This is a genomic window from Ectopseudomonas khazarica (assembly GCF_004521985.1).
GTDB classification, from domain to species: Bacteria; Pseudomonadota; Gammaproteobacteria; order Pseudomonadales; family Pseudomonadaceae; genus Aquipseudomonas; species Aquipseudomonas khazarica.
Window position 1 is genome coordinate 251,241 of the sequence record NZ_SBHZ01000002.1, and the last position, 24,752, is coordinate 275,992.

Sequence of the window (24,752 nt, forward strand, 5' to 3'; positions counted from 1 at the left end):
CCGTCATGTCCCGCTCCGAGATCCTCTTCGCCAACGCCCAGAAGCACATCCCCGGTGGCGTCAATTCGCCGGTACGCGCCTTCCGCAGCGTCGGCGGCACCCCGCTGTTCTTCAAGCATGCCGAAGGCGCGTACGTGGTCGATGAAGACGACAAGCGCTACGTCGACTACGTCGGCTCCTGGGGCCCGATGATCCTCGGCCACAGCCATCCCGAGGTGCTCGACTCGGTCCGTCGCCAGCTCGACCACGGCCTTTCCTACGGCGCACCGACCGCGCTCGAGACCGAGATGGCCGAGCTGGTCTGCGGCCTGGTGCCGTCGATGGAGATGGTGCGCATGGTCAGTTCCGGCACCGAGGCGACCATGAGCGCCATCCGCCTGGCCCGTGGCTACACCGGCCGCGACAGCATCATCAAGTTCGAAGGCTGCTACCACGGTCACTCCGACAGCCTGCTGGTCAAGGCCGGCTCCGGCGCCCTGACCCAGGGCGTGCCGAACTCCGCCGGCGTACCGGCGGCCTTCGCCAAGCACACCCTGACCCTGCCCTTCAACGACATCGACGCCGTGGCCGAGTGCCTGGCCCAGGTCGGCAACGAAGTGGCGTGCATCATCGTCGAGCCGGTGGCTGGCAACATGAACTGCGTACCGCCGGCGCCGGGCTTCCTCCAGGGCCTGCGCGAGCAGTGCGACAAGCACGGCGTGGTGCTGATCTTCGACGAAGTGATGACCGGCTTCCGCGTCGCCCTCGGCGGCGCCCAGGCGCACTACGGCGTCAATCCCGACCTGACCACCTTCGGCAAGATCATCGGCGGCGGCATGCCGGTCGGCTGCTTCGGCGGCAAGCGCGCGATCATGGAATGCATCGCCCCGCTCGGCCCGGTCTACCAGGCTGGCACACTGTCGGGTAACCCGCTGGCCATGGCCGCCGGCCTGACCACCCTCAAGCTGATCAGCCGCCCGGGCTTCCACGCCGAGCTGAGCGACTACACCTCGCGCATGCTCGCCGGCCTGCAGGAGCGCGCCGATGCCGCCGGCATTCCGTTCGTCACCACGCAGGCAGGCGCCATGTTCGGCCTGTACTTCAGCGGCGCCGACGACATCGTCACCTTCGCCGACGTGATGGCCAGCGACAGCGCGCGCTTCAACCGCTTCTTCCACCTCATGCTCGAGGGTGGCGTGTACCTGGCGCCAAGCGCCTTCGAAGCCGGCTTCACCTCGATCGCCCATGGCGACAAGGAACTGGAGATCACCTTCGCTGCGGCCGAACGCGCCTTCGCCGAACTGAAAAAAGCCTGATGCAGTACAGCACCGCCTGCAGCGATGCCCTGCTGGCCATCGCCTGCGCCACGTGCGCCTGGCTCATCGGCCGGGCCCGCGGGCGTCATGGCGAAGGCGATCAGCCGGCACTGTTCTGTGCACTGCTGGGCTTCCTGTTGCCGGCGGCGGCCGCCAGCGTCGGCGTGGTGCGCTACGGCTTCGACCCGAGCTGGCAAGGCGCACACCTGTGGCTGAGCCAGGCCAGTGCCTTCCTCGGTCTGCCACTGCTGGGCGCTGCGGCACTGGCGCTGGGCCGTGGCTGGGCCTGGAGCCGACCGAACTGGGGGCGCATCCTGCTTGGACTGTGCGCCTTCTTCGAGCTGTTCCGCCAGCTCGGCTACCTCGAGGACTACCGCCTGGCGCTGAATCTGCTCACCCTGGTGCTGATTCTCTATGCGGGCGCCATGCAATGGCCGCAGCGCCGCGCACTGCTCGCCGCCGTCGGTGTCGTGGGCCTGTTCCTGCTCGCCGGCATCGGAGTGGGCAGCACGGGCAAGATCGGCCCGCTGCTGCGCGTGGACCTGTTCCACGGGCTGCTCGCACTGGCCTATCCGCTGCTGGCCTGGTTGCTGCTGAGCCTGCCGGGAAGTGCGACGAAACAGGCTTTGTAACAAGCGGGCGGTTTATTCCATAATGCGCCGGTCGACACGCATCGCGTCGACCGGGCATGTCTCCCGCCCTGAACTGCCGAGGTCCCGTTATCCAGATGAACCGCACCGGCCGCACCCTGTCACTGGGCTGCCTGTTGCTTTTCCTCCCGCTGTTTGCATCCGCAGGCGGCAACTCCCTGCTGATTCCCGCAACCGGCAGTTGCGCCCTGAACGCCACCCCCGACGATATGCCCGATGCACTGGCGAGCTGCCAGGAGATGGCGCGTGGCGGCGATATGCAGGCGGCCTTCGAGCTCGGCGAGTACTACTACGATGGCAAGCGCACCCCGCGTGACCTCAAGCAGGCGCTGACCTGGTTCGAGCGGGCGTCGCTGCAGGGCCACGCCGAAGCGCAACTGCGCCTGGGCACCATGTTCTTCCGTGGCGAAGGCGTACCGGCCAACAACGTGCAGGCCTATATCGTCCTGAAGATGGCGTCGGTCAATGGCTCGGACGAAGCCATGGACAGCGCCGACCTGGTATCGGCGCAGATGCGTCGCGACGAGCTGGAAATCGCCAGCCAGGTGCTGGGGCAGATCTTCCGCAGCTACCTGCTGGAACTGCAGACCGCCGAAGGTCGCTCGCCCTTCTCGCCGCTGCCCTAGAAACGCAGCCGCAGGCGGCAAGTCCCAGGTAACAGCCACGCCTACACCGAACCCACTTGCAGCTTATGGCTTGCGGCCTTCTTGCCGTTACTTGTCCGGCATCGGCATGGGGAACGGCATCACGTTGCCGCCACCCTTGGCTTCGCTGATCTTCGCCGTGCCCAGGCGCTCCACCTCGTCGATGCGGATGATCGCGTGCATCGGCACGAAGCTGCGTACCACGCCCTCGAACTGCGCCTTGAGCTTCTCCTCGCTGGGATCGACCACCAGTTGGCTACGCTCGCCGAAGACGAACTCCTCCACCTCCAGAAAGCCCCACAGATCGCTCTGAAAGATCTGCTTGGCATACATCTCGTACACCTGGCCCTGGTTGAGGAAAATCACCTTGTAGATGGGGTCACGCTTGCTCATGGAGACTCGAAGTCAGGAAAAACGGGGCGCGCAGGATAGCACAAGGCCGAAAGTTGCAAGCTAACGCAGCCCGGATGCAATCCGGGGATGCAGTGCCCCAGGACATCCCGCCCCGGATTGCATCCGGGCTACCTGAGCCTCGGGAGTCATTCACCGCTTGTAGCCTGTTGCCTGCCTCTCCCCTATAATGCGCGGTCATTTTTTAACCAACCAGACAGTGCCATGACCAAGAAGCTCTATATCGAAACCCACGGTTGCCAGATGAACGAGTACGACAGCTCGCGCATGGTCGACCTGCTGGGCGAGCATCAGGCCCTGGAGGTTACGGAAAAGCCCGAAGAAGCCGACGTGATCCTGCTCAATACCTGCTCGATCCGTGAGAAGGCCCAGGACAAGGTGTTCTCCCAGCTCGGCCGCTGGCGCGAGCTGAAGCAGGCCAACCCGGACCTGGTGATCGGTGTCGGCGGCTGCGTCGCCAGCCAGGAAGGCGCCGCCATTCGCGACCGCGCGCCCTATGTCGACGTGGTGTTCGGCCCGCAGACCCTGCACCGCCTGCCGGAAATGATCGACGCCGCGCGCGTGACCAAGACCGCCCAGGTGGACATCAGCTTCCCCGAGATCGAGAAGTTCGACCGCCTGCCCGAGCCGCGCGTCGACGGCCCCAGCGCGTTCGTCTCGGTGATGGAAGGCTGCAGCAAGTACTGCACCTTCTGCGTGGTGCCCTACACCCGTGGCGAGGAAGTCAGCCGGCCACTGGCCGACGTGCTGCTGGAGATCACCCAGCTCACCGACAAGGGCGTCAAGGAAGTCACCCTGCTCGGGCAGAACGTCAACGGCTACCGCGGCGAGACGCCGGATGGTCGCATCGCCGACTTCGCCGAACTGCTGCACGCCGTGGCCGCACTCGACGGCATCGAGCGCATCCGCTACACCACCAGCCACCCGCTGGAGTTCTCCGACGCGATCATCCAGGCCCACGCCGAGATTCCGCAGCTGGTCAAATACCTGCACCTGCCGGTGCAGTCCGGCTCCGACCGCATCCTCGCGGCGATGAAGCGCAACCACACCGCGCTGGAGTACAAGTCGCGCATCCGCAAGCTGCGCGCAGCGGTGCCGGACATCCTGATCAGCTCGGACTTCATCGTCGGCTTCCCCGGCGAGACCGAGAAGGATTTCGAGCAGACCATGAAGCTGATCGATGACGTCGGCTTCGACTTCTCCTTCTCCTTCATCTACAGCTCGCGCCCCGGCACGCCGGCCGCCGACCTGCTCGACGACACCCCGGACGAGGTGAAGAAACAGCGCCTGGCCCTGCTCCAGCACCGCATCAGCCAGAACGGTTTCGAGAACAGCCGGCGCATGGTCGGCACGGTGCAGCGCATCCTGGTCAGCGACTACTCGAAGAAGGACCCGGGCATGCTCCAGGGCCGCACCGAGCAGAATCGTATCGTCAATTTCCGTTGCGACAATCCGCGCCTGATCGGCCAGTTCGTCGACGTGCACATCGACGATGCCCTGCCGCACTCGCTGCGTGGCACCCTGCTGGACGCCGAGACCCTCCACTAACGTCGCGTTCGCCCACACTTTGCGTTGTGGGCAGCCAGCGTTATGCTGCCTTCAACTACCCAGCCAAGTGACGATCACGACATCACCTTGAACGCCTCCCTAGAACCCCATCGCTTCACCCTCGAACCCTTCGAGGCCCGCCGTTTCGCCAATCTCTGCGGCCAGTTCGACGAGCACCTGCGCCTGATCGAGGAACGCCTCGGCCTGGAAATCCGCAACCGTGGCAACCAGTTCGAGATGCTCGGCAGCGCCGACAAGACCCTGGCCGCCGAAACCCTGCTGCGCAAGCTGTACCGCGAAACCAAGGCCACCGAGCTGTCGCCGGACCTGGTGCACCTGTACCTGCAGGAGTCCGGGGTCGAGGAGCTGGTCAACCCGAGCAACACCCCGCAGGTGACCCTGCGCACGCGCAAGGGCGTGATCAAGCCACGCGGCGCCAACCAGCAGCGCTACGTCAAGGCGATCCTCGACAACGACATCAACTTCGGCATCGGCCCCGCCGGTACCGGCAAGACCTACCTGGCCGTGGCCTGCGCGGTGGACGCGCTGGAGCGCGAGCAGGTGCGGCGCATCCTGCTGGTGCGCCCGGCGGTGGAAGCCGGCGAGAAGCTCGGCTTCCTGCCCGGCGATCTGGCGCAGAAGATCGACCCCTACCTGCGCCCGCTGTACGACGCCCTGTACGAGATGCTCGGCTTCGACCACGTGGCCAAGCTGATCGAAAAGCAGGTGATCGAGATCGCCCCGCTGGCTTACATGCGCGGGCGCACGCTCAACAATAGCTTCATCATTCTCGACGAAAGTCAGAACACCACCGTCGAGCAGATGAAGATGTTCCTCACCCGTATCGGTTTCGGCTCCACTGCCGTGATCACCGGCGACATCACCCAGGTCGACCTGCCGCGCGGCACCAGGAGTGGCCTGGCGCACGTGATCGAGGTGCTGCGCGACGTCCCCGGCATCAGCTTCACCCACTTCCTGCCCAAGGACGTGGTCCGCCACCCGCTGGTGCAGCGCATCGTCGAGGCCTACGAACGCCACGATGCCCGCCAGCAGAGCAAGACCGAGGGCAAGGATGCTTGAGCTGGATCTGCAGCTGGCCACAGACGGCCAGCATCCTGACGCGGCCCTGCTGCGACGCTGGTGCGAACTGGCGCTGCGCCAGCGCACGGCCGATTCCGAGCTGACCATCCGCCTGGTCGACGAGGCCGAGGGCCGCGAACTCAACCACACCTGGCGACACAAGGACTACGCCACCAACGTATTGTCCTTCCCCGCCGACGTGCCGGAAGGCATTCTCGACATCCCACTGCTGGGCGACCTGGTGATCTGCGTACCGGTGGTCGAGCGCGAAGCGGCCGAACAGGGCAAGACGCCGGAGGCACACTGGGCCCACCTGGTGATCCACGGCTGCCTGCACCTGCTGGGCTATGACCACATCGAGGAAGATGAAGCCCTCGAGATGGAAGATCTGGAACGACAATTGCTCGCCGAACTGGGTCATGCCGACCCGTATGCGGACGACGAATCTCCTATTGATAAGGATCCCGAGTAAAACGCCATGAGCGAAGACCGATCGAGCAACGAGCAGAAGTCCTGGTTCAACAAGCTGACCCAGGCTTTTGCTCATGAGCCGAGAAACCGCCAGGAACTGCTGGAAGTCCTGCGCGATGCCCACCAGAACAAATTGCTCGACAGCGAGGCGCTGACCATCGTCGAAGGCGCCATTCAGGTCGCCGACCTGCAGGTACGCGACATCATGGTGCCGCGCTCGCAGATGATCAGCATCAAGGCCAGCCAGACTCCCCGCGAATTCCTCCCCGCCATCATCGACGCCGCGCACTCGCGCTACCCGGTGATCGGCGAAAGCCTCGACGACGTCATCGGCATCCTGCTGGCCAAGGACCTGCTGCCGCTGATCCTGCAGGGCGAGCAGCCCAGCTTCAACATCAAGGACCTGCTGCGCCCGGCCACCTTCGTGCCCGAGTCCAAGCGCCTCAACGTGCTGCTGCGCGAGTTCCGCGCCAACCACAACCACATGGCCGTGGTGATCGACGAATACGGCGGCGTCGCCGGCCTGGTGACCATCGAGGACGTACTGGAACAGATCGTCGGCGACATCGAGGACGAGCATGACGTCGAAGAGGACGGCTACATCAAGCCACTGCCGTCCGGCGACTACCTGATCAAGGCCCTGACGCCCATCGACAGCTTCAACGAAACCTTCGACAGCGAGTTCTCCGACGACGAGTACGACACCGTCGGCGGCCTGGTGATGAACGCCTTCGGCCACCTGCCCAAGCGCAACGAAGTGACCGAGATCGGCGAGTTCCGCTTCCGCGTGCTCAACGCCGACAGCCGGCGCATCCACCTGCTGCGCCTGACCCCGGTCAGTCGCTGACGACTGCAAGCGGCTGACTGCCGGTCGTCCTGCGCGTCGCGGCGCGCAAGACTCCGACAATCCACCTCAAGCCGCGCTTAGTTGCAGCTTGAGGCTTGCCGCTTGCATCGCCCTCCCCCTACCCTTGCGCCACCCCGCATCCAAGGATCTGCTCATGTTGCAATGGATCACCCGTCCGGGCTGGCCCGGCCACCTGCTCGCCTGTGGCGCCGGCGCCCTGACCACCCTGGCTCTGGCGCCCTTCGATCTCTGGCCGCTGGCCGTGCTGTCCATCGCCCTGTTCTACCTGGGGCTGCGCCAGCTGAGCCCGAAGCAGGCGGCGCTGCGCGGCTGGGCCTACGGCTTCGGTCTGTTCGCCTCCGGCACCAGCTGGGTGTACGTCAGCATCCATGACTACGGCGCCGCCTCGCCTGCCCTGGCCGGCATCCTCACCCTGGGCTTCGTCGCCGGCCTGGGCCTGTTCTTCGCCCTGACCGCCGCACTCTGGGCGCGCTGGCTACGGCGCAGCGAGGCGCCACTGGCCGATGCCCTGGCATTCGCGGCACTGTGGGTCCTTCAGGAAGTGTTTCGCGGCTGGTTCCTCACCGGCTTCCCCTGGCTCTACGCAGGCTACAGCCAGCTCGACGGCCCGCTGAACGGCCTGGTCCCGGTCGGCGGCGTGTGGCTGGCGTCCTTCCTGATCGCGCTCTCCGCCGCCCTGATCGTCAACCTCGAGCGACTGCGCCCGCACAAGCCACGCTACATCGCCGCCCTGGCGCTGCTCATCGCGCCCTGGGTGGCCGGTCTGTCACTGCAGGGGCACAGCTGGACCTACCCCTCCGGCAACAGCCTCAGCGTGGCGGCCGTGCAGGGCAACGTCGAGCAGAACATGAAGTGGGACCCTGCCCAGCTCAATGCACAGCTGGCGCTGTATCGCGACCTCAGCTTCAGCGCGGAGCAGGTGGACCTGCTGGTCTGGCCGGAAACCGCCATCCCGGTCCTCAAGGACCTGGCCCAGGGCTACATCGGCGTGATGGATCGCTTCGCCCGTGATCGCCAGAGCGCGCTGATCACCGGCGTGCCGGTGCGCCAGTCCAACGAACGCGGCGAACAGCGCTACTACAACGCGATCACCAGCCTGGGCGACGCCCAGGGCACCTACCTGAAACAGAAACTGGTGCCGTTCGGCGAATACGTGCCACTGCAGGATCTGCTGCGCGGGCTGATCGCATTCTTCGACCTGCCCATGTCCGACTTCGCCCGCGGGCCGGCCGAGCAGCCACCGCTGCTGGCCAAGGGGTACAGCATCGCGCCGTTCATCTGCTACGAGGTGGTCTATCCGGAATTCGCGGCGGCACTGGCGGCGGACAGCGACATCCTGCTGACGGTGAGCAACGATGCCTGGTTCGGCACCTCCATCGGCCCGTTGCAGCACCTGCAGATGGCGCAGATGCGGGCGCTGGAGGCCGGGCGCTGGATGATCCGCGCCACCAACAACGGCATGACCGTGGTGATCGACCCGCAGGGCCGCATCCAGTTCAGCCTGCCGCAGTTCGAGCGCGGCGTGCTGTACGGCGAGGTCCTGCCGATGCGCGGGCTGACCCCGTACCTGCAATGGCGCATCTGGCCGCTGGCCATTCTCTGCGCCCTGCTGCTCGGCTGGGCGCTGCTGGCCAGCCGCATGGCCAAAACGCTGTAGAGACACTTCGCAGGAGCTCGCTTGCGGGCGATCAGTGCGGTCGAGGTGCTCGCAAGATCGCTGGCAAGCCGGCGCCGGCACACTCAGTCACGACCATGAGCCAGCGGATAGGCGAACAGGCCGATGGCCTCGTTGAGCAGCTGACTGCTCTGCGAGATCACGCGTGACTCGGGCAACCAGCCGCCCATTGGCCGGACGTAACCCGCGCTGAGATAGCCCATGGGCGCAGTGATCACCTCGAAGCCGGCCTGCTCGAAACACCAGCGCGCCCGTGGCATGTGCCAGGCCTGGGTCACCAGCACGACCCGGCGGACGCCCTGCGGCTGCAGCAGCTGCGCACTGAACAGCGCATTCTCCCAGGTGGTACGGCTTTCCTCCTCCAGCCAGCGGATGGTCAGGCCGTAATCGCGCGCCATCGAATCGGCCATCAACGCCGCCTCGCTGGGCGGCTGGCCATAGTGCAGACCACCGCTCGCGGCCAGCGGCAAGCCGGAGGCCCGGGCAAGGCGCGCGGCATAACGCAGACGCTCCAGCGCCATCAATCCCGGCTGGTCGGTACCGCCCCAGCCGGGATCGTTCTGCTCGCGCCCGGCGCCCAGGATGACGATGGCATCGGCGCGCTGCGCCAAGCCTGACCACTGCGCCTCGGCCAGCACGGGTTCACGCTCGAGCAGGCTGGCGCCCCACTGCATGACGGCGGGCAGGCTCATCAGCCAGAGCCCGCCAAAGCCGAACAGGAAGCACAGCGTCGCCAGGCGCGGGAACCTGCGGCGCAGCCACCAGGCGAGCAGGATCGCCAGCAGCAGCACGCCTGGCGGCATCAGCAATTGTTTGAGGATGTAGCGAATCGGCATCAGGCACCTCCGGGGCGCCCAAGCCTAGCAGGTCACTGAGATTCCAAGTGAGACGCACAGCGCTTGCGCGGTCGCGCCCAGGCAGCTGCTAGCGGGGGTTGCCGCTACGAAACAGCTTCGAGCCACAGGCCTGACACGCCTGCGCATCCTGCCCCCGATGCCAGCTCACCGGCGCACCGCAGAGCGCGCAGCACAGTGCCTGGCGGCGTTTCGCCATGGGCTTGAGCCTGCCCAGCGGCCTGCCGCCTGCGGACTTGGCGCTGCGCATGGGTTGCCGCTGGATCAGAGCCAGTTCCTCGGCCGCCGCATGCCAGCCACGCAGCCAGTGCAGGTCGCGGTTGAGGTAGGCACGGATCAATTCCAGTTCGGCCGGACTCAGGCCATCGAGTTCCAGCTCGCGCATCGGCTCGGCATGCAGACGACTGGCCGTGTCGGCCTCCTCCAGCGCCAGGGCGAGACGCTGCAGCAACCGTTCATAGAGACCGGCGCCCCGCTCCGTTTGCCGTGCATCAGCCATCGAACACCTCGCGAGCCCCACCGATTGCGGGCCTTTAACAAAGCTTAGCGAAGGCCATGCAAGCGGCGCGGTGCCGCGACAAACGGCGAGCACGGGACAATCTGGGTTTCCCTCGATAGACGGCGCTCATGTATGCTACGACGTTTTCCGAAAGTCCCTTTCCTTCAGCGCCAGAGCCATGCACGAACAGTACTCGCCCCGTGAAATAGAAGCCGCCGCGCAGTCCCACTGGGACGCGCAGAATTCCTTCGTCGTCAGCGAACAGCCCGGCAAGGACACCTTCTACTGCCTGTCGATGTTCCCTTACCCCAGCGGCAAGCTACACATGGGTCACGTGCGCAACTACACCATCGGTGACGTGATCGCCCGCTACCAGCGCATGCAGGGCAAGAACGTGCTGCAGCCGATGGGCTGGGACGCCTTCGGCATGCCGGCGGAAAACGCCGCGATGAAGAACCAGGTGGCGCCGGCCAAATGGACCTACGAGAACATCGCCTACATGAAGTCCCAGCTCAAGTCGCTGGGCCTGGCCATCGACTGGACGCGCGAAGTCACCACCTGCAAGCCGGACTACTACCGCTGGGAGCAGTGGCTGTTCACCCGCCTGTTCGAGAAGGGCGTGATCTACCGCAAGAACGGCACCGTCAACTGGGACCCGGTCGACCAGACCGTGCTGGCCAACGAGCAGGTCATCGACGGCCGCGGCTGGCGTTCGGGCGCGCTGATCGAGAAGCGCGAAATCCCGATGTACTACTTCAAGATCACCGCTTACGCCGAAGAGCTGCTGAGCAGCCTGGATGAGCTCGATGGCTGGCCCGAGCAGGTCAAGACCATGCAGCGCAACTGGATCGGCAAGAGCTTCGGTGCCGACATCGCCTTCGACTACGACGTCGACAGCATCGGCAGCGCTGGCCAGCTGAAAGTCTACTCGACCCGCCCCGACACCCTGATGGGCGCCACCTACGTGGCCGTGGCCGCCGAGCACCCGCTGGCGCAGCGCGCCGCCGAGAACAGTGCCGAGCTGCAGGCCTTCATCGCCGAGTGCAAGGCCGGCTCCGTGGCCGAGGCCGACATGGCCACCATGGAGAAGAAGGGCCTGGCCACCGGCCAGTTCGTCATCCACCCGCTGACCGGCGACAAGCTGCCGGTGTTCGTCGCCAACTACGTGCTGTGGGGCTATGGCGAAGGCGCGGTCATGGCCGTGCCGGCCCATGACGAGCGCGACTTCGAATTCGCCAACAAGTACGACCTGCCGATCCGTCAGGTGTACGCCGGCGAAGGCAAGGACTACGACGCCAGCACCTGGCAGGACTGGTACGGCGACAAGGCCGGCCTGACCACCATCAACTCCGGCAAGTACGACGGCAAGGACTTCAGCGCCGCCTTCGACGCCATCGTCGGCGACCTGGAAGCCAGCGCGCACGGTGCACGCAAGACCCAGTTCCGCCTGCGCGACTGGGGCATCAGCCGCCAGCGCTACTGGGGCTGCCCAATCCCGATCATCCACTGCGACACCTGCGGTGACGTACCGGTGCCGGAAGACCAGCTGCCCGTCGTGCTGCCCGAAGACGTGGTACCGGACGGCGCCGGCTCGCCTTTGGCGAAGATGCCCGAGTTCTACAGCTGCACCTGCCCGAAATGCGGTGCGCCGGCCAAGCGCGAAACCGACACCATGGACACCTTCGTGGAAAGCTCCTGGTACTTCGCCCGCTACGCCAGCCCGAACTACGAGGGCGGCATGGTCGACCCGGCCGCGGCCAATCACTGGCTGCCGGTGGATCAGTACATCGGCGGTATCGAACACGCCATCCTCCACCTGCTGTACGCGCGCTTCTTCCACAAGCTGATGCGCGACGAAGGCCTGGTCAGCTCCAACGAGCCGTTCAAGAACCTGCTGACCCAGGGCATGGTGGTCGCCGAGACCTACTACCGCACCCTGGAAAACGGCGGCAAGGACTGGTTCAACCCGGCCGATGTCGAGGTCGAGCGTGACGCCAAGGCCAAGGTCATCGGCGCCAAGCTGAAGAGCGACGGCCTGCCGGTGGAAATCGGCGGCACCGAGAAGATGTCCAAGTCGAAGAACAACGGTGTCGACCCGCAGGACATGATCGACCAGTACGGCGCCGACACCTGCCGCCTGTTCATGATGTTCGCCTCGCCGCCCGACCAGAGCTGCGAGTGGTCGGACGCCGGTGTCGAGGGTGCCAACCGCTTCCTGCGCCGCGTCTGGCGCCTGGCCCAGGCCCACGTCAGTGCCGGTTTGCCGGGCCAGCTGGATATCAGCGCCCTGAGCGACGAGCAGAAGGCCGTGCGCCGCGCCATTCACCTGGCGGTCAAGCAGGCCAGCAACGATATCGGCCAGCACCACAAGTTCAACACCGCCGTCGCCCAGGTGATGACCCTGATGAACGTGCTGGAAAAGGCTGCCACCGCGACCGAGCAGGATCGTGCCCTGGTGCAGGAAGGCCTGCAGGTCGTCACCCTGCTGCTGGCGCCGATCACCCCGCATATCAGCCACGAGCTGTGGCAGCGTCTCGGTCACGGCGATGCGGTGATCGATGCCCAGTGGCCGCAGGTCGACGAGGCTGCCCTGGTGCAGGACAGCCTGACCCTGGTGGTGCAGGTCAACGGCAAGCTGCGCGGACAGATCGAGGTGCCGGCCAGCGCCAGCCGCGAGGAGGTCGAGGCCGCCGCCCGCGCCAACGAGAACGTGCTGCGCTTCACCGAAGGCCTGAGCATCCGCAAGGTCATCGTGGTACCGGGCAAGCTGGTCAACATCGTCGCCAACTGATTAAGCTCGGCGCCAGACTTCGGCTGGCGCCCTGATCCGCCAAGGGGATATGAGAATGATGAAACGGAATCTGCTGATCATCGGCCTGGCCGGCCTGCTCAGCGCATGTGGCTTCCAGCTGCGCGGCACTGGCGACGTTCAGTTCGCCCTCAAGGAACTCGACGTCAGCGCACGCAACGCCTACGGCGAGACCGTGCAGGAACTGCGCGAGCTTCTGGAGAACAATGACGTCAACGTCCACCCAGGTGCGCCCTACAAGCTGATTCTCGTCAGAGAGTCCGAGAATCGTCGCACGGCCAGCTTCAGTGGCGGCGCCCGCAGCGCCGAGTACGAGCTGACCATGAAACTGGACTATGAGATCCGTGGCGCACGCAACCTGCTGCTCAGCAACGATCAGGTCGAAGTGCAGAACTACTACATGCAGGATGACAACAACCTGACCGGCTCGGACCAGGAAGCCCTGCAACTGCGCAACGAGCTGCGCCGCGAGCTGATCCAGCAGCTCAGCCTGCGCCTGCAACAGATCACTCCGGCTCAGCTGGACCAGCTGCAGCAGGCCGCCGAAGCCCGCGCCCAGGCAGAAGCCGAGGCGCTGGAAGCCGCGCGCAATGCCCGCGAAAGCCAGGTCGCGCCGCAGCAATCGCCCATCGAACTGCCGGCCCAGTAACGGCCCCGGGGCTGCGCCTGCAGCCCCCTGCCCTCCTGCCTCGATGACCTCAGTGCAATGAAGCTTGCCCCCGCCCAACTCGGCAAACACCTGCAGGGTTCACTCGCCCCTGTCTACGTGATCAGTGGCGACGAGCCGCTGCTCTGCCAGGAGGCTGCTGACGCCATCCGCCAGGCTTGCCGTCAGCAGGGTTTTGGCGAACGCCAGGTGTTCAACGCCGAAGCCAACTTCGACTGGGGCAACCTGCTGCAGGCTGGCGCCAGCCTGTCCCTGTTCGCGGAGAAGCGCCTGCTGGAGCTGCGCCTGCCCTCGGGCAAGCCCGGCGACAAGGGCGCCTCAGCCCTGCTCGAATACCTCGCCCGCCCACCGGAAGATACCGTGCTGCTGCTGAGCCTGCCCAAGCTCGATGGCAGCACGCAGAAAAGCAAATGGGCCAAGGCGCTGATCGACGGCCAGGCCTGCCAGTTCATCCAGATCTGGCCGGTGGATGCCAACCAGCTACCGCAGTGGGTGCGCCAGCGTCTGGCTCAGGCCGGGCTGAGCGCCAGTGCCGACGCGGTGGAAATGATCGCCGCGCGGGTGGAAGGCAACCTGCTGGCGGCTGCACAGGAAGTCGAGAAGCTCAAACTGCTTGCCGAAGGCAACCAGGTGGACGCCGAAACCGTCCAGGCCGCCGTCGCCGACAGCGCGCGCTTCGACGTCTTCGGCCTGATCGACTGCGCACTCGCCGGTGACGCCGCGCATGCCCTGCGCGTGCTCGAAGGGCTGCGCGGCGAAGGCGTCGAGCCCCCGGTGATCCTCTGGGCGCTAGCTCGCGAGATACGCCTGCTCGCCGGCATCGCCCACCAGCACAGCCAGGGCATTCCCCTGGACAAGGCCTTCTCCAGCGCCCGCCCACCGGTCTGGGACAAGCGCCGCCCACTGGTTTCCAAGGCCCTGCAGCGCCACAGCAGCAAGCGCTGGGGCCTGCTGCTGCAACAGGCCCAGCAGATCGACGCGCAGATCAAGGGCCAGGCGCCCGGCGATCCCTGGAGCAACCTGGCGCTGCTGAGCCTGCAACTGGCTGGCCAGCGCCTGAGCCTGTAACCCGGGATACCGCCCTCCTCATCTGGACATTCTCTGTACAGCGGCGCATAGTCCGCGCCGTCTGCATCGGCGCAGACGAGTCAGGAGAAATACAGCATGAGCAAGAAGAACGGCAAACGGCCGAACAAGGCCAAATCCATCGTCGCCCAGCCCCTGTTCCGCTCCCGTCAGGAGCGACCGCTGAAGGGCAAAGGCAGTTACCGCCGCGAAGCCTCCCAGAATTGGGAGGCTTCTTGCTTTATGGGGTTGTTCAGCTCATGGATAGCCCAGCCTGCGGCCCGAGCATGCTAAGGTAACGGCCTGCCTATATGCCCTGAGATAGACATGCCACACCAGTTTCCACGTCGCGCCCTGGCCCTGCTTCCTCTCCTGCTACTGGCCGCCTGCGCCCAGGCTCCAGCCGAAAATCTCCCGACCGCCCTCACCCCGAGCACCGCTCAGACCCGCAGCGAAAGCCTGGTTCCGAGCTTCGCCGACTGGCGCCAGGCACTGCGTAGCGAAGCACTGGCCGCCGGCATCGATGCGGCCTTGTTCGACCGGGTGTTCGCGGACATCACCCCCGACCCGGCGGTACTCAAGGCCGACAGCAGCCAGCCGGAGTTCACCCGCCCGGTGTGGGAGTATCTCGATGGCGCCGTGTCCTCGAGCCGCATCGGTCGCGGCCGCGTCCTGCTGGCGCAACACAACCTGGTCCTGCAGCGCATCGAGCAACAGTACGGTGTCGACGCGCGGATACTGGTGGCCATCTGGGGCCTGGAAAGCAACTTCGGCAACAATATCGGCAGCCACAGCGTGATCCGCTCCCTGGCGACACTGGCCTATGACGGGCGACGCCAGGGCTTCTGGCGCGTCCAGTTGCTGGCCGCCCTGCAGATCCTGCAGAACGGCGACATCTCCGGCGAGCGCATGATCGGCTCCTGGGCCGGCGCCATGGGCCAGACCCAGTTCATGCCGACGACCTACAACCAGCACGCCGTGGACTTCGACAAGGACGGCAAGCGCGACCTGTGGAACTCCTCGACCGATGCCTTGGCCTCGGCCGCACATTACCTGCAGGCCTCCGGCTGGCAGCGCGGGCAGCCCTGGGGGTTCGAGGTCAACCTGCCGGCCGGCTTCGACTATGCCCTGGCCGATCCGGAGCAGCGCCGCACCCTCGCCGAATGGGCCGAGCTGGGCGTACGCCCGCTGTCGGCCACCGGTGCCGCCGCCAACGCGCGTGCCAGCCTGCAACTGCCGGCCGGCCACAGCGGCCCGGCGTTCCTCCTGCTGGACAACTTCCGCAGCATTCTCAAGTACAACAACTCCACCTCCTATGCCCTGGCCATCGGCCTGCTCGCGGACAACCTGCTGCGCCCCAGCGACGTCCAGGGACAGTGGCCCCGAGGCGAACGCCAGCTCGGCCGCAGCGAACGCATCGAGCTGCAGGAACTGCTGGCCAAGGCCGGTTTCGATCCGGGGCCGGCGGACGGCATCATCGGCGCCAACACGCGCAAGGCGATTCGTGCCCTGCAACTGCAGCTGAAATGGCCGGCCGACGGCTATCCCAACACCCAGCTGCTGCAACAGCTGCGCGCACGCTGAGCGCAGCGCCAGCCGTGGCGCGACAGGGCACTTTGTCGACAGACGGCCCCGGCGTCTGCATACAGCTTCTGTGATAGACTGGCGGGCGGCCAAAAGCCACCCGCCCCACGGAGCCTCTACCGGAGCCCAGATTTCCGATGTCCGATACCTCCTCGCCCAAATCCGTCGCCAGTGGCGAAAAATTCCGCACTGCCCAAGGCATCACCGCGATCAAGGATGGTCAGAAGCGCCGTGCCTCGGCCGAACCCCAGGTCTTCGAGCCCAAGCCCAAGTGGCTGCGGGTCAAGGCGCCGGGCGGCAGCCGCTTCGAGGCGGTCAAGCGCAACGTCGGCGAACATCGCCTGAGCACCGTGTGCCAGGAATCGCACTGCCCGAACATGGGCGAGTGCTGGTCCAACGGCACCGCCACCATCATGCTGATGGGCTCGGTGTGCACCCGTGCCTGCCGCTTCTGTGCGGTGGATACCGGTAACCCCAACGGCTGGCTGGATCTGGAAGAACCCCAGAACACGGCCAAGTCGGTCGAGCTCATGGCACTGCGCTACATCGTCCTGACGTCGGTGGACCGTGACGACCTCGACGATGGCGGCGCCGGTCACTACGCGGCCTGCGTGCGGGCGATCAAGGCCAATACCCCGCAGGTGGTGGTCGAAGCCCTGACGCCGGATTTCGATGGCGATCACCAGGCGATCGAACGCGTCGTGGATTCCGGCCTGGAAGTGTTCGCGCAGAACGTCGAGACGGTCAAACGCCTGACGCACGTGGTGCGTGACCCGCGCGCCGGCTACGAGAAGACCCTCAAGGTCCTCGAGCACGCCAAGAAGCACCGCCCGGACGTACTGACCAAGACCAGCCTGATGCTCGGCCTGGGCGAGACCGACGAGGAAGTGCTGGAAACCATGGACGACCTGCGCGCCATCGGCGTGGACATCCTCACCCTCGGCCAGTACCTGCAGCCGACCCGCAACCACCTCAAGGTGCAGCGCTGGGTCAGCCCGGAGGAGTTCAATCGCCTGCGCGACATCGGCCTGGAGAAGGGCTTCATGGAAGTCGCCGCCGGCCCGCTGGTGCGCTCCAGCTACCGCGCCGACCGGGTGTTCGAGAAGAACAACCTGGGCCTGGCCGCTCCCGTTCCGGTACCGGGTCAGCAAGTCGACAGCAGCCTGATTCCGGCGCTCAATCTGAACTGAGCGATCCACACGAAAGAAAAAGGGACGCCGCGGCGTCCCTTTTTCATGCCTGACCGAGCGCTACGCGGCGTAGCCCAGGCGCTTGCGCAGCACCTGTTCCAGTCGCTGCGCGACCTCGTCGAACGCCGGCGGGGTAGCCAGCAGATCGCGCATCTGCACCATCTTCAACCCGGCATAACCACAGGGGTTGATGCGCAGGAACGGCGCCATGTCCATGTCGACGTTCAGCGCCAGGCCGTGGAACGAACAACCACGACTGACCCGCAGGCCCAGTGAGGCGATCTTGTCACCGGCGACGTAGACACCCGGGGCATCGGCCTTGGGCGCGGCCTCGATGGCGTAGCCGGCCAGCAGCTCGACCAGGCTCTGCTCCATCGCCGTGACCAGCTCGCGCACGCCCAGATCGAGGCGGCGCAGGTCGAGCATCAGGTAGGCGACCAGTTGCCCCGGACCATGGTAGGTCACCTGCCCGCCGCGCTCGACCTGCACCACCGGGATATCCCCCGGTGCCAGCAGATGCTCGGCCTTGCCGGCCTGGCCCTGGGTGAACACCTGGGGATGTTGCAGCAGCCAGATCTCATCCGCCGTGTGCTCATCGCGCTCACGGGTCAACTGGCGCATGGCCTCCAGCGTCGGCTGATACTCGACCAGCCCCAGGTGACGCACAACGAGTTCAGGCATGGAGGTCAGAGCACCATGTGCACACGGCCGGTCGCACGCAGGTCGACATGGATCGCCTGCAACTGCTCGACGCTGGTCGCGGTGATCAGCACCTGCACGGAGAGGAAATTGCCGTTGCGGCTGTCGCGCATCACCAGGGTGGACGCATCCAGGTCCGGGGCATGGCGCTGGATGACCTCGATCACCAGATCGGCGAAACCATCGCCTGCGGTGCCGATCACCTTGATCGGGTAGCGCTCGCAGGGGAATTCGATTTTTGGCGGTTGAACGTCGGTATCGGTCATGGCATCAGCGGGCTCGCGGCCCGTCCAGAAAAGGGCCGCCCATGGGGGCGGCCGGAGCTATCAGTTGAACAGGCCGAAGAAGAACAGGCGGATGCTGTCCCACAGGCGACCGAACAGGCCAGCCTCCTCGACCGATTGCAGAGCCACCAGATCGGCGCTGTGCACGACCTCGTCACCCAGCTTGACCTCCACCTTGCCGATCACGTCACCCTGCTGGATCGGGGCGATCAGCTGCGGGTTGAGGGTCATGCTGGCTTGCAGTTTCTCCAGCTGGCCCTTGGGCATGGTCAGCGCCAGGTCCTGGGCAAGACCGGCCTTGACCTGGCTGGCCTGGCCTTTCCAGACGGTGGCCTGGGCCAACTCGGCGCCCTTCTGGTAGAAGGTGCGGCTCTCGAAGAAGCGGAAACCATAGGTCAGCAGCTTCTGGGTTTCGGCGGCACGCGCCTGCTCGCTGGTGGTGCCGAACACGGAGGTGATCATGCGCGCACCGTCACGCACGGCGGAGGACACCAGGCAGTAGCCGGCCTCGTTGGTGTGGCCGGTCTTCAGGCCGTCGACGGTCTTGTCGCGCCACAGCAGCAGGTTGCGGTTGGGCTGCTTGATGTTGTTCCAGAGGAATTCCTTCTGCGAGTAGATCGCATAATGGTCAGCGTCCTCGTTGATGATCGCGCGGGCCAGGATCGCCATGTCGTGGGCACTGGAGTAGTGCTGCGGGTCCGGCAAGCCGGTGGCGTTCATGAAGTGGCTGTTCTTCATGCCGAGGCGCTCGGCGGTGGCGTTCATCATGTCGGCGAAGGCATCTTCGCTGCCGGCGATGTACTCGGCCAGGGCGATGCTGGCGTCGTTGCCGGACTGGATGATGATGCCGTGCAGCAGGTCGTCGACACTGGCCTGGCTGTTGACCGGCAGGAACATGGTCGAACCGCCCGAACCGGCACCACCGGTACGCCAGGCGTGTTCGCTGATGGTGACCATGTCCTTCTCGCCGATCTTGCCGTTGCGAATTTCCAGGGTGGCGATGTAGGCGGTCATCAGTTTGGTCAGGCTGGCGGGCGGCAGGCGCTGGTCACCGTTCTCGCCCACCAGTACCTGGCCGGTGGCGGCATCCATCAGCACATAGGCGCTGGCCGCCAGTTGCGGCGGTGCAGGTACGACCTGCGGGCTGGCCCAGACCAGTGGCGAAACCAACAGGGTCATGAGGAGAAAGGCACGTTGCGCGAAGCTGGTGATGTTCATCCGTCTCTCGAAAATCGTTGCGTGGATTGTGAAACAGCCCCCGAAGGGGCCTTTCCCCGGCCGCCAATCATGACAGCACGTGGGTTAGTCCGGCCAATGCCGGTTTAGTGCCCCTGGGCCCGGAAAGAATTGCGCTTGCGCCTGCCGTGGCCCTGCGGGGTCGAATCAGTCGCCGCGTACCAGCGTCGGTTGGCCGAGGTTGGCGACCCGGACGCTGCTCTGCAGCTGCTCAGCCTCGCCCTGGTTGCTGATCGGCCCCAGGCGAACCCGGTGCAGAATCTGCTGGTCGCGCACCACTGAGCTGATGAACACCGGCACACTGGTGGTCTGGCTCAGCTTGTCCTTGAGCAGCTCCGCAGCGTCCGGATTGGCGAAGGCTCCAACCTGGAGATACAGGCCAGAGGCTCCGAGTGAATCGTTTTTTTTTGCGTCGATCTGCACAGGCACCACGGCCGCTGCGTGCTGCGCAGGAGGCGGTGCGTACTGTTCGACGACCGGAGCGGGCTTGGCCAGCGCTGGCGCGACGGCGGCCTTGGCCGGCTGGTTGTTGGCCAGCACCATCGGCACCGGACGGCCCTGCTGCGCCCACCACTCGTGCGGGTCGATCCCCTCGACCTTGACCCGCGCGGTGCCTTTCTCGGCATAACCGAGCTTCTTCGCCGCGGCAAAGGACAGGTCGATGATGCGGTCGGAGTAGAACGGTCCACGGTCGTTGACCCGCAGGATCACGCTCTTGCCATTCTCCAGGTTGGTGACGCGCACGTAGCTCGGCAGCGGCAGGGTCTTGTGCGCGGCGGTCATGCCGTACAGGTCGTAGGTCTCGCCGTTGGCGGTGGCCTGCCCATGGAACTTGGTGCCGTACCAGGATGCCGGACCGACGGCCTGGTAGCGGCGCGCGTCCTGGATCGGGTAGTACTGCTTGCCGAACACCGTATAGGGCGCCGCCTTGACCGGGCCGTAGTGCGGCATGGGGATCGCATCGGGAATACGCGAGACGTCGACGTCCCACCAGGGCGCGCCGTCCTTGTGCGGACGGTTGAAGTCGTCCGGCCCGGACAGGCCGGCCGATTGCCCCGGCGCGGTGCCTGGCTGCGGCGCTCGATTGGAAGAACAGCTGGCCAACAACAGGGCTGCGCTCATGCACGCAGCCAGTGGCAGCAGTTTGGACAGATTCATCAGTTACCCCGCGCTTCGACCAGCAACTCGGCCAGTTGGTTGACCGCCATGGCGTACATCACGCTGCGATTGTAGCGGGTGATGGTGTAGAAGTTGGGTAAACCGAACCAGTATTCGTCGCCTGCGGCGCCTTCCAGACGAAATGCGGTGACCGGTACGTCCTCGGCAAGCGCGTCCTGGCTGGTCCAGCCCAGCTCGCGCAGCTCGGCGACGTTCTTCACCGGATCGAGCCCCTGGGTCATGCCCTCCTCGACGCGCTCACCCGAGACTTCGACGCGGCTGGCCACCTGGCCACCGGCCTGCCAGCCATGGCGCTTGAAGTAGCTGGCAACGCTGCCGATGGCATCGGTCGGATTGCTCCAGATGTTGATATGGCCGTCGCCATCGAAATCCACCGCGTAGGCGCGGAAGCTGCTCGGCATGAACTGCGGCAGGCCCATCGCGCCGGCATAGGAACCTTTCAGCGAGATCGGATCGACCTGCTCCTCACGGGTCAGCATGAGGAACTCGCGCAGCTCCTTGCGGAAGAACGGTGCACGCGGCGGGTAATCGAAGGCCAGGGTCGACAGCGCGTCCATCACCCGCCAGTTGCCGGTGTTGCCGCCATAGAAGGTTTCCACGCCGATGATGGCGACGATGAACTGCGCCGGCACCCCGTACTCGGCCTCGGCTTTCTCCAGCGCGGCCTGGTTCTGCTTCCAGAAGGCCACGCCCTGGGCGATGCGCTTGTCGGTGATGAAGATCGGCCGGTATTCCTTCCACGGCTTGACCTTCTCGGCGGGCCGCGAGATCGCGTCGAGGATCGCCTGCTTGCGCTCGACCTCGGCGAACAGGCTCACCAGTTGCTCCCCGGCGAAGCCATAATCGCGGGTCATTTCCTCGATGAACTCGGCCACCTGGGGCGAGCCGTCGTAATCGGCCGCGAGCACCTGAGACGTCGCGCCGAGCAGACCTACCATACCGGCCCCGATGAACGTCCGAGCTGCCCAACTGCGCAGTGAATGCATTGAATCCAAACTCCCAATCAAACCTGAGCGATCCACTTTCGATGCGTGTGAATCGCCATCAATATCCCGAAGCCTGACAACAAGGTGACCAGATGGGTTCCGCCGTAGCTAATGAAGGGCAGCGGCACCCCAACCACCGGCAGCAAGCCACTGACCATGCCGATGTTGACGAATACGTAGACGAAGAAGGTCATGGTCAGCGCCCCCGCCAGCAGCTTGCCGAACAGCGTCTGCGCCTGGGCGGTGATCACCAGGCCGCGCGCGAGCAGCAGCAGATACAACAGCAGCAGGATGCAGACGCCCACCAGACCGAACTCTTCGGCAAGCACGGCAATGATAAAGTCCGTGTGACTTTCCGGCAAAAAATCCAGGTGCGACTGGGTGCCCAGCAACCAGCCCTTGCCCAGCACGCCACCGGAACCGATGGCGGCCTTGGACTGGATGATGTTCCAGCCCGAGCCCAGCGGGTCGCTCTCCGGATTGAGGAAGGTCAGCACGCGGCGCTTCTGGTAGTCGTGCATGACGAAGAACCACATGCCTACCGCGATCGGCACCACCGCTGCTGCCGCGCCGATGATCCAGCGCCATTGCAGACCGGCCATGAACACCACGAAGGCACCCGAGGCCAGGATCAGCAGCGAGGTGCCGAGGTCGGGCTGCTTGGCGATCAGAACCACCGGCACGCCGATCATCGCCAGGCTGACGAGCAGATGCTTGAAGCGCGGCGGCAGGTTGTGACGCGCCAGGTACCAGGCGATGGTCATCGGCATGATGATCTTCATCAGCTCCGACGGCTGGAAGCGAATCACCCCGGGGATGTTGATCCAGCGCGTGGCCCCCATCGCGGTATGCCCCATCAGTTCCACCACCAGCAGCAGGCCGACGCCCACCACGTAGGCCAGCGGTACCCAGCGCGCCATGAAGCGCGGGTCGAACTGGGCGATGACCACCACGGCGAGCATGCCGATGCCGAACGAGGACGCCTGCTTGATCAGCAGGTCGATGTTCTTGCCGCTGGCCGAATAGAGGATGAACAGGCTGCCGGTACCGAGGATCAGCAGCAACAGCAACAGCCAGCCATCGATATGCAGGCGCTGCAGCAAGCTGGCGCGGCGGCGCAGCACGTCCTCGTCGGAAAGCGTACGGTCGAAGTTACCGATCATCGTTGACTGTGACCTCAGCACTCTGCGGCGATGCGAATTCGGCCTTGAGCTGGCCGGTCTGCGGGTCCAGCAACCAGGCATCCATGACCTGCTTGAGCACGGGGGCGGCCACACCGGAACCCGACTCACCGTTCTCCACCATCACCGCGACGGCGATCTGCGGGTTCTCCACCGGCGCGAAGCCGATGAACAGGGCGTGGTCGCGATGGCGCTCCTGAATCTTGTTGCGGTCGTAGCGCTCGCCCTGCTTGATCGCCACCACCTGCGCCGTACCGCTCTTGCCGGCGATGCGGTAGACGGCACTGTCGCCGACCTTGCGCGCGGTCCCCCGGGCGCCGTGCAGCACCTCTTCCATGCCATGAATGCTGTAGTCCCAGAACTTGGGGTCACGCAGCTGGATATCCGGCATCGGATTGGGGTCCACCGGCTGCCGTCCATCGATGCTCTTGGCCAGGTGCGGGCGAATCCACTTGCCACGCGTGGCCATCAGCGTGGTGGCCTGGGCCAGCTGCAGCGGCGTGGTCTGCATGTAGCCCTGGCCGATGCCTAGGATCAGCGTCTCGCCGGGATACCAGGGCTGGCGGAAGCGCGCACGCTTCCAGTCGCGCGACGGCATCAGGCCAGCGGTTTCCTCGAACATGTCCAGCGCCACACGCTGACCGATACCGAAGCGGCTCATGTAGTCATGCAGACGGTCGATGCCCATCTTGTGCGCCAGGTCGTAGAAGTAGGTGTCGTTGGAGCGGGCGATGGCCAGGTTGAGATCGATCCAGCCGTCGCCATTGCGGTTCCAGTTGCGGTACTTGTGGCTGTTGTTGGGCAACTGGTAGAAGCCCGGGTCGAACACCCGCGTGGTCGGCGTGATCACGCCGGCATCCAGCCCCGACACCGCGACCATCGGCTTGATGGTCGAGCCCGGCGGATAGAGGCCGCGCAACACCCGGTTGTACAGCGGCTGGTCGATGGAGTCACGCAACTCGCCGTAGGCCTTGAAGCTGATCCCGGTGACGAAGGGGTTGGGGTCGAAGCTCGGCTGGCTGACCATCGCCAGGACCTCGCCGGTCTTCGGCTGGATCGCGACCACCGCCCCGCGACGCCCGCCGAGGGCATTCTCGGCAGCTTCCTGCAGGCGCGAGTCGAGGCTCAGGACGATGTCCTTGCCCGGCTTCGGGTCGATACGGTTGAGCACCCGCAGCACGCGGCCACGGGCATTGGTCTCGACCTCTTCGTAGCCGACCTCGCCGTGCAGCTCCTCTTCGTAGAAGCGCTCGATACCGGTCTTGCCGATATGGTGGGTACCGGCATATTCGGTCGGGTCCAGGCGCTTGAGTTCCTGCTCGTTGATCCGCCCCACGTACCCCACCGAGTGGGCGAAGTGCTCCTGCAGGGGGTAGTGGCGCACCAGCTGCGCGGCGACCTCGACCCCGGGCAGGCGGAACTGGTTGACCGCCACGCGCGCGATCTGCTCCTCGCTCAGCTCGAACAGGATCGGCACCGGCTCGAACGGCCGCCGCCCCTGGCGCACACGACGCTCGAACAGCGCGCGGTCCTCGTCGCTCAGTTCGAGCACCTCGACCACCGTATCCAGCACCTGCAGCCAGTCGCCAGCACGCTCGCGGGTCACCGTCAGGCTGAAGCTGGGCCGGTTGTCGGCGATGATCACGCCGTTGCGGTCATAGATCAGGCCACGGGTCGGCGGAATGGGCTGAACGTGGATGCGGTTGTTTTCCGCCAGGGTGCTGTGATGCTCGTACTGCACGACCTGCAGGTAGTACATGCGCACGACCAGCACGCAGGTCAGGAGGATGATGACCGCACCACCGACGAGCACGCGGCGCTTGACCAGGCGAGCGTCCTTTTCGTGATCCTTGAGGCGAATCGGCTGCGGCATCGGT

At 65.6% G+C, this 24,752-nt stretch carries 23 protein-coding genes and 1 pseudogene; 14 read left to right on the top strand and 10 right to left on the bottom strand.

The genetic code is table 11. From position 1 onward, the window contains the following. Positions 1-5: 5 nt before the first annotated feature. The 3 genes from hemL to EPK82_RS03000 all read left to right on the top strand — a co-directional run bounded on the left by hemL (position 6) and on the right by EPK82_RS03000 (position 2,571). Positions 6-1,295, top strand: coding sequence for a glutamate-1-semialdehyde 2,1-aminomutase (gene hemL, locus EPK82_RS02990; protein ID WP_134675742.1), 1,290 nt, complete (start codon positions 6-8; stop codon positions 1,293-1,295). Continuing rightward, the gene (locus tag EPK82_RS02995) at positions 1,295-1,927 is read left to right on the top strand and encodes a hypothetical protein (RefSeq protein WP_134675743.1); all 633 of its coding nucleotides are present in this window, start codon (positions 1,295-1,297) and stop codon (positions 1,925-1,927) included. The genes hemL and EPK82_RS02995 overlap by 1 nt, the downstream gene beginning before the upstream one ends. A 95-nt stretch (positions 1,928-2,022) precedes the next feature. Further along, entirely contained in the window at positions 2,023-2,571 is a 549-nt protein-coding gene (locus tag EPK82_RS03000; RefSeq protein WP_037051613.1) for a tetratricopeptide repeat protein, read from the top strand. An 87-nt stretch (positions 2,572-2,658) separates the two neighbouring features. Here the strand turns inward: EPK82_RS03000 and EPK82_RS03005 are convergent, their stop codons facing one another. Further along, complete coding sequence (locus EPK82_RS03005) at positions 2,659-2,982, bottom strand: DUF1820 family protein (protein WP_004424773.1); 324 nt, start codon at positions 2,980-2,982, stop codon at positions 2,659-2,661. Positions 2,983-3,204: 222 nt separating this feature from the next. Here EPK82_RS03005 and miaB point away from each other — a divergent pair, with 222 nt between their 5' ends. From miaB to lnt, 5 genes are all read left to right on the top strand, one after another. Beyond that, positions 3,205-4,548, top strand: a complete 1,344-nt coding sequence (miaB, locus tag EPK82_RS03010) for a tRNA (N6-isopentenyl adenosine(37)-C2)-methylthiotransferase MiaB (protein ID WP_037051608.1) — start codon at positions 3,205-3,207, stop codon at positions 4,546-4,548. An 87-nt stretch (positions 4,549-4,635) separates the two neighbouring features. After that, positions 4,636-5,628, top strand: a complete 993-nt coding sequence (locus EPK82_RS03015; protein ID WP_047584692.1) for a PhoH family protein — start codon at positions 4,636-4,638, stop codon at positions 5,626-5,628. Continuing rightward, complete coding sequence (gene ybeY, locus EPK82_RS03020) at positions 5,621-6,100, top strand: rRNA maturation RNase YbeY (RefSeq protein WP_047584690.1); 480 nt, start codon at positions 5,621-5,623, stop codon at positions 6,098-6,100. The genes EPK82_RS03015 and ybeY overlap by 8 nt, the downstream gene beginning before the upstream one ends. A 6-nt stretch (positions 6,101-6,106) precedes the next feature. Further along, entirely contained in the window at positions 6,107-6,946 is an 840-nt protein-coding gene (locus tag EPK82_RS03025) for an HlyC/CorC family transporter (RefSeq protein WP_047584688.1), read from the top strand. Between the two features lie 154 nt (positions 6,947-7,100). Continuing rightward, positions 7,101-8,624, top strand: a complete 1,524-nt coding sequence (gene lnt, locus EPK82_RS03030; protein ID WP_134675744.1) for an apolipoprotein N-acyltransferase — start codon at positions 7,101-7,103, stop codon at positions 8,622-8,624. 83 nt (positions 8,625-8,707) lie between these two features. Here the strand turns inward: lnt and EPK82_RS03035 are convergent, their stop codons facing one another. Continuing rightward, entirely contained in the window at positions 8,708-9,478 is a 771-nt protein-coding gene (locus EPK82_RS03035; protein WP_134675745.1) for a YdcF family protein, read from the bottom strand. 88 nt (positions 9,479-9,566) lie between these two features. After that, a complete protein-coding gene (locus EPK82_RS03040) occupies positions 9,567-9,995 on the bottom strand; it encodes a hypothetical protein (protein ID WP_037051595.1) in 429 nt (142 codons plus the stop codon). 178 nt (positions 9,996-10,173) lie between these two features. Between EPK82_RS03040 and leuS the strand changes: the two genes are divergently transcribed. The 6 genes and pseudogenes from leuS to lipA all read left to right on the top strand — a co-directional run bounded on the left by leuS (position 10,174) and on the right by lipA (position 17,310). Then, a complete protein-coding gene (gene leuS / locus EPK82_RS03045) occupies positions 10,174-12,786 on the top strand; it encodes a leucine--tRNA ligase (RefSeq protein WP_134675746.1) in 2,613 nt (870 codons plus the stop codon). Positions 12,787-12,841: 55 nt separating this feature from the next. After that, positions 12,842-13,453: an LPS-assembly lipoprotein LptE gene (locus EPK82_RS03050; RefSeq protein ID WP_134675747.1), complete on the top strand. Its 612-nt coding sequence runs from the start codon at positions 12,842-12,844 to the stop codon at positions 13,451-13,453. 57 nt (positions 13,454-13,510) lie between these two features. Next, positions 13,511-14,539, top strand: a complete 1,029-nt coding sequence (holA, locus tag EPK82_RS03055; protein WP_037051587.1) for a DNA polymerase III subunit delta — start codon at positions 13,511-13,513, stop codon at positions 14,537-14,539. Between the two features lie 96 nt (positions 14,540-14,635). Beyond that, positions 14,636-14,782, top strand: a pseudogene (arfA, locus tag EPK82_RS03060) (alternative ribosome rescue factor ArfA); the annotation flags it as partial. 81 nt (positions 14,783-14,863) lie between these two features. Then, a complete protein-coding gene (locus tag EPK82_RS03065) occupies positions 14,864-16,120 on the top strand; it encodes a lytic murein transglycosylase (RefSeq protein WP_134675748.1) in 1,257 nt (418 codons plus the stop codon). A gap of 137 nt (positions 16,121-16,257) precedes the next feature. Next, positions 16,258-17,310: a lipoyl synthase gene (gene lipA, locus EPK82_RS03070; protein ID WP_047584674.1), complete on the top strand. Its 1,053-nt coding sequence runs from the start codon at positions 16,258-16,260 to the stop codon at positions 17,308-17,310. A 60-nt stretch (positions 17,311-17,370) separates the two neighbouring features. Here lipA and lipB read toward each other — a convergent pair whose 3' ends face one another. The 7 genes from lipB to mrdA all read right to left on the bottom strand — a co-directional run bounded on the left by lipB (position 17,371) and on the right by mrdA (position 24,748). Next, positions 17,371-17,991, bottom strand: a complete 621-nt coding sequence (gene lipB / locus EPK82_RS03075) for a lipoyl(octanoyl) transferase LipB (RefSeq protein ID WP_134675749.1) — start codon at positions 17,989-17,991, stop codon at positions 17,371-17,373. A 5-nt stretch (positions 17,992-17,996) separates the two neighbouring features. After that, on the bottom strand, positions 17,997-18,275 hold the full coding sequence (locus EPK82_RS03080) for a DUF493 domain-containing protein (RefSeq protein WP_047584670.1): 279 nt from the start codon (positions 18,273-18,275) through the stop codon (positions 17,997-17,999). Positions 18,276-18,335: 60 nt separating this feature from the next. Next, positions 18,336-19,511, bottom strand: a complete 1,176-nt coding sequence (locus EPK82_RS03085) for a D-alanyl-D-alanine carboxypeptidase family protein (protein WP_037051576.1) — start codon at positions 19,509-19,511, stop codon at positions 18,336-18,338. 165 nt (positions 19,512-19,676) lie between these two features. Beyond that, a complete protein-coding gene (locus tag EPK82_RS03090; protein ID WP_080756950.1) occupies positions 19,677-20,687 on the bottom strand; it encodes a septal ring lytic transglycosylase RlpA family protein in 1,011 nt (336 codons plus the stop codon). Further along, positions 20,687-21,694 (bottom strand): lytic murein transglycosylase B, encoded by a 1,008-nt coding sequence (gene mltB, locus EPK82_RS03095; protein WP_134675751.1) that lies wholly within the window; start codon positions 21,692-21,694, stop codon positions 20,687-20,689. The genes EPK82_RS03090 and mltB overlap by 1 nt, the downstream gene beginning before the upstream one ends. 17 nt (positions 21,695-21,711) lie before the next feature. Continuing rightward, positions 21,712-22,857, bottom strand: a complete 1,146-nt coding sequence (gene rodA, locus EPK82_RS03100; RefSeq protein ID WP_134675752.1) for a rod shape-determining protein RodA — start codon at positions 22,855-22,857, stop codon at positions 21,712-21,714. After that, positions 22,847-24,748 (bottom strand): penicillin-binding protein 2, encoded by a 1,902-nt coding sequence (gene mrdA, locus EPK82_RS03105; protein WP_134675753.1) that lies wholly within the window; start codon positions 24,746-24,748, stop codon positions 22,847-22,849. The genes rodA and mrdA overlap by 11 nt, the downstream gene beginning before the upstream one ends. Positions 24,749-24,752 lie beyond the last annotated feature (4 nt).

What these genes read in the sequence shown, in the direction of transcription:
- hemL (WP_134675742.1), top strand. Translation starts at nt 6, where the DNA reads ATGTCCCGCTCCGAGATCCTCTTCGCCAACGCCCAGAAGCACATCCCC.
- EPK82_RS02995 (WP_134675743.1), top strand. Translation starts at nt 1,295, where the DNA reads ATGCAGTACAGCACCGCCTGCAGCGATGCCCTGCTGGCCATCGCCTGC.
- EPK82_RS03000 (WP_037051613.1), top strand. Translation starts at nt 2,023, where the DNA reads ATGAACCGCACCGGCCGCACCCTGTCACTGGGCTGCCTGTTGCTTTTC.
- EPK82_RS03005 (WP_004424773.1), bottom strand. Translation starts at nt 2,982, where the DNA reads ATGAGCAAGCGTGACCCCATCTACAAGGTGATTTTCCTCAACCAGGGC.
- miaB (WP_037051608.1), top strand. Translation starts at nt 3,205, where the DNA reads ATGACCAAGAAGCTCTATATCGAAACCCACGGTTGCCAGATGAACGAG.
- ybeY (WP_047584690.1), top strand. Translation starts at nt 5,621, where the DNA reads ATGCTTGAGCTGGATCTGCAGCTGGCCACAGACGGCCAGCATCCTGAC.
- EPK82_RS03025 (WP_047584688.1), top strand. Translation starts at nt 6,107, where the DNA reads ATGAGCGAAGACCGATCGAGCAACGAGCAGAAGTCCTGGTTCAACAAG.
- lnt (WP_134675744.1), top strand. Translation starts at nt 7,101, where the DNA reads ATGTTGCAATGGATCACCCGTCCGGGCTGGCCCGGCCACCTGCTCGCC.
- EPK82_RS03035 (WP_134675745.1), bottom strand. Translation starts at nt 9,478, where the DNA reads ATGCCGATTCGCTACATCCTCAAACAATTGCTGATGCCGCCAGGCGTG.
- EPK82_RS03040 (WP_037051595.1), bottom strand. Translation starts at nt 9,995, where the DNA reads ATGGCTGATGCACGGCAAACGGAGCGGGGCGCCGGTCTCTATGAACGG.
- leuS (WP_134675746.1), top strand. Translation starts at nt 10,174, where the DNA reads ATGCACGAACAGTACTCGCCCCGTGAAATAGAAGCCGCCGCGCAGTCC.
- EPK82_RS03050 (WP_134675747.1), top strand. Translation starts at nt 12,842, where the DNA reads ATGATGAAACGGAATCTGCTGATCATCGGCCTGGCCGGCCTGCTCAGC.
- holA (WP_037051587.1), top strand. Translation starts at nt 13,511, where the DNA reads ATGAAGCTTGCCCCCGCCCAACTCGGCAAACACCTGCAGGGTTCACTC.
- EPK82_RS03065 (WP_134675748.1), top strand. Translation starts at nt 14,864, where the DNA reads ATGCCACACCAGTTTCCACGTCGCGCCCTGGCCCTGCTTCCTCTCCTG.
- lipA (WP_047584674.1), top strand. Translation starts at nt 16,258, where the DNA reads ATGTCCGATACCTCCTCGCCCAAATCCGTCGCCAGTGGCGAAAAATTC.
- lipB (WP_134675749.1), bottom strand. Translation starts at nt 17,991, where the DNA reads ATGCCTGAACTCGTTGTGCGTCACCTGGGGCTGGTCGAGTATCAGCCG.
- EPK82_RS03080 (WP_047584670.1), bottom strand. Translation starts at nt 18,275, where the DNA reads ATGACCGATACCGACGTTCAACCGCCAAAAATCGAATTCCCCTGCGAG.
- EPK82_RS03085 (WP_037051576.1), bottom strand. Translation starts at nt 19,511, where the DNA reads ATGAACATCACCAGCTTCGCGCAACGTGCCTTTCTCCTCATGACCCTG.
- EPK82_RS03090 (WP_080756950.1), bottom strand. Translation starts at nt 20,687, where the DNA reads ATGAATCTGTCCAAACTGCTGCCACTGGCTGCGTGCATGAGCGCAGCC.
- mltB (WP_134675751.1), bottom strand. Translation starts at nt 21,694, where the DNA reads ATGCATTCACTGCGCAGTTGGGCAGCTCGGACGTTCATCGGGGCCGGT.
- rodA (WP_134675752.1), bottom strand. Translation starts at nt 22,857, where the DNA reads ATGATCGGTAACTTCGACCGTACGCTTTCCGACGAGGACGTGCTGCGC.
- mrdA (WP_134675753.1), bottom strand. Translation starts at nt 24,748, where the DNA reads ATGCCGCAGCCGATTCGCCTCAAGGATCACGAAAAGGACGCTCGCCTG.